This window comes from Paraburkholderia sp. SIMBA_030, assembly GCF_046535245.1.
Lineage (GTDB): Bacteria > Pseudomonadota > Gammaproteobacteria > Burkholderiales > Burkholderiaceae > Paraburkholderia.
Window position 1 is genome coordinate 1 of sequence record NZ_JAWRXB010001419.1, and the last position, 243, is coordinate 243.

The 243-nt window shown below is 49.0% G+C and carries 1 protein-coding gene; it reads left to right on the top strand.

Annotation, left to right across the window (positions count from 1 at the left end; genetic code table 11):
- Positions 1–243, top strand: a 243-nt coding sequence (locus tag SB772_RS44705) for a cysteine protease StiP domain-containing protein (protein WP_410839115.1), incomplete at both ends; no start/stop codon positions are given.

Consider the following 243-nt stretch of genomic DNA (forward strand, 5'->3'; position numbering starts at 1 on the left):
GTGAATGATGAGCATCCACTGGTTTTGGTCAGTTTGGTAAGAGCTGGTCTGCCGATTGGCGTGTTATTGCAACGTGCGCTGTCGGATACAGACAGTAGCTATCACCTGCCAAGTGTACATTATGGCATCAGTATCATTCGCGATCGTGGTCTTGATCCAGTGGCCCTGCAAATGCTACTGGAGGCTTATCCAAACAGTCCGATTGTATTCGTCGATGGCTGGACAGGTAAAGGTGCCATCTAT